General features: G+C 73.7%; 3 protein-coding genes and 1 pseudogene. 2 read left to right on the top strand and 2 right to left on the bottom strand.

The genetic code is table 11. The features are described from left to right. Together SACHA_RS0113310 and SACHA_RS0113305 are read left to right on the top strand one after the other, a co-directional pair. On the top strand, nt 1-286 hold a 286-nt coding region (locus SACHA_RS0113310; protein WP_083935851.1), incomplete at its 5' end, for a dienelactone hydrolase family protein. Between the two features lie 56 nt (nt 287-342). Continuing rightward, nucleotides 343-1,155, top strand: a complete 813-nt coding sequence (locus SACHA_RS0113305) for a serine hydrolase domain-containing protein (RefSeq protein WP_019810568.1) — start codon at nt 343-345, stop codon at nt 1,153-1,155. A 99-nt stretch (nt 1,156-1,254) separates the two neighbouring features. Here the strand turns inward: SACHA_RS0113305 and SACHA_RS0113300 are convergent, their stop codons facing one another. Continuing rightward, nucleotides 1,255-2,202 (bottom strand): D-2-hydroxyacid dehydrogenase family protein, encoded by a 948-nt coding sequence (locus tag SACHA_RS0113300; protein ID WP_019810566.1) that lies wholly within the window; start codon nt 2,200-2,202, stop codon nt 1,255-1,257. A 9-nt stretch (nt 2,203-2,211) separates the two neighbouring features. Beyond that, nucleotides 2,212-2,592, bottom strand: a pseudogene (locus SACHA_RS25465) (shikimate dehydrogenase); the annotation flags it as partial.

Genomic DNA, 2,592 nt, shown 5'->3' with positions numbered 1-2,592 from the left:
GGCCCGCAGACCGGGGCGGGTGGGGGCGGTGGTGTCCCGGGGCGGTAGGCCCGACCTGGCGGGCCCGGCGCTGTCGGAGGTGCGCTGCCCGACGCTGCTGATCGTCGGGGGCCGGGACGAGCAGGTCCTGCGGCTCAACGAACGGGCCGCGGAGCGCCTGGACACCGAGTACGAGACCCGGGTGGTGCCGGGAGCCACCCACCTGTTCGAGGAGCCCGGGGCCCTGGAACAGGTCGCCCGGCTGGCGACCGGATGGTTCACCGGACACCTCGGCACGGGGGAATGAGTCCCGCGCGCACCGCGTCCGCTCCGGCGGAGGGCACGGCGTTAGGGTGGGGACACATGGACACCCTGCGTTTGGTCGAACAGTGGCCCGTGCCCAACGCCGCCGTCGCGGTGGTCCGGCCCGACGGGACGGTGCCGTTCGCCCACGGCGACCGCACGCGCGTCTTCCCCCTCGCCTCGGTCACGAAGCTGCTCACCGCGCACACCACCCTGATCGCGATCGAGGAGGGTGCGCTGGAACTCGACACCCCCGCGGGCCCCGAGGGCTCCACCGTCCGTCACCTGCTCGCGCACACGGCGGGGCTCGGCTTCACCGAGCACACGGTGTACGCGGCGCCCGGCGAGCGCAGGCTGTACTCCAGCGCCGGGTTCGAGCAGCTCGCCGCGGCCGTGGGGGAACACACCGGCATCGCCTTCGACGAGTACCAGAAGGAGGCCCTGTTCCAGCCGCTCGGGATGGTCGACACGCGGCTGGAAGGGTCCCCTGGCGCCGATGCGTCGTCCACCCTGGACGATCTGCTCGTCTTCGCCCGTGAGCTCCAGGAACCCGCACTGGTCGACCGGTCCACCCTCGACCTCGCGACCCGGGTCGCCTTCGGCGGCCTCAACGGGGTGCTGCCCGGTTTCGGACACCAGAAGCCGAACGACTGGGGACTCGGCTTCGAGATCCGGGACGGCAAGGACCCGCACTGGACCGGCAAGCGCGCCTCGCCGCGCACGTTCGGGCACTTCGGACAGTCCGGGACGTTCCTCTGGGTCGACCCGGACGCGGAACTGGCCTGTGTGGCGCTCACCGACCGGGACTTCGGCCCGTGGGCGGCCGAGGCGTGGCCCGAGTTCTCGGACGCCGTCCTCGCCGAACTCGGCTGACCCCACCACCCGGAGAGGCCACCGGCCCGTCGTGCCACGGAGGCGTCGACTCGCGGGGGCTGTACCGTCGACTCGCGGGTCCGGAGTGTCGACTCGCGGTCAGGGGGTGAGGACGCGGGTGGGGGTTCCGGCCTGGAAGGCGGCGATGTCGGCGACGGCGTCCCGGTAGAAGACCTCGTAGACGTCCCGGGTGACGAAGCCGATGTGCGGGGTGAGCAGCGCGTTCGGCAGCGACCGCAGCGGGTGGTCGGCGGGCAGCGGCTCGTGTTCGTAGACGTCGAGCGCGGCGCCGCCGATCTCACCCCGCCGCAGGGCGGCGACCAGCGCGTCCTCGTCCACGATGGCCCCGCGTGAGGTGTTGACCAGCAAGGCGGTGGTCTTCATCGCCGCCAGTTCCGCCGCCCCGATCAGTCCCCGGGTCCGCTCGCTGAGCACCAGGTGCACCGAGAGCACGTCGGCCTCGGCGACCAGGGTCTCCCGGGATACGGCGGTGACGTCGTGTTCGGCCGCCCGCTCCGCCGTCAGGTTCCGGCTCCACGCGAGGGTGCGCATGCCGAAGGCCTGGCCGACCCGGGCCACCTGGGAGCCGAGCCTGCCCAGACCCAGCAGCCCGAGTGTGCTGCCGCGCAGGCCCGTGCCGAGGGTGCTCTGCCAGCCGCCCGCGCGCATCGCGGCGACCTCGGTGGGCAGGTGCCGCTGCGCGGCGAGGATCAACGCCCAGGTCAGTTCCACCGTGGGGTGCGGCAGGTAGCCGGTGCCGCACACCACGACCCCGTGCCGCGCGGCGGCGGCCACGTCGATCGACGCGTTCCGGGCGCCGGTGGTGACCAACAGCCGCAGGTCCGGCAGCCGTGCCAGCACCGGCTCCGGGAACGGAGTGCGCTCGCGCATCGCCACCACGACGTCGAACCCGGCCAGCCGCCGCACCAGCTCGTCACGGTCGGCGACGTGGTCGGTGAACACCGTCACCTCCGCCGCGCCCAACGAGTCCCAGTCGGCCAGGTCCCGCGCCACGTTCTGGTAGTCGTCGAGAATCGCGATCCGCATGCGGCCACGCTAGCCCAGCGGGAGTGGGAGCACGTGCCCGGTCGCCTCGGCCAGCGCGTCGCGCATCTCCTCCCGGGGCGCGGGCAGGCCGGTGAACTGATCCACCTGCCCGAACGACTGGTGCAGCAGCATGTCCAGACCGGTCGCGATCCGGCCGCCCGCCTCGGCGACCGCCCGCGCGAGCGGCGTCGGCCACGGGTCGTAGATGACGTCCAGTACCGACGGCACCGACGCCAGTGCGGCCGACCGCCCGGTGACCGCGTCCGCGGGGACGGTGCTCACCAGCACGGAGGCGTCCGCGACGAGCGTGTCGAAGTCGGTGTCGGCCCACCGGCACACCGACACGGCCAGGCCCGCCTTCCGCGCCGCCGCCCCGGTGTCCCCCGCCCG

The organism is Saccharomonospora halophila 8, from assembly GCF_000383775.1.
In the GTDB taxonomy this organism is placed as follows: Bacteria; Actinomycetota; Actinomycetes; order Mycobacteriales; family Pseudonocardiaceae; genus Saccharomonospora; species Saccharomonospora halophila.
The sequence above is the reverse complement of the archived record's forward strand: the minus strand, read 5'-3'. Positions and strand labels throughout refer to the sequence as shown.

Excerpts from the sequence above, each read along its gene's own strand:
- SACHA_RS0113300 (WP_019810566.1), bottom strand. The coding sequence starts at position 2,202 with ATGCGGATCGCGATTCTCGACGACTACCAGAACGTGGCGCGGGACCTG.
- SACHA_RS0113305 (WP_019810568.1), top strand. The coding sequence starts at position 343 with ATGGACACCCTGCGTTTGGTCGAACAGTGGCCCGTGCCCAACGCCGCC.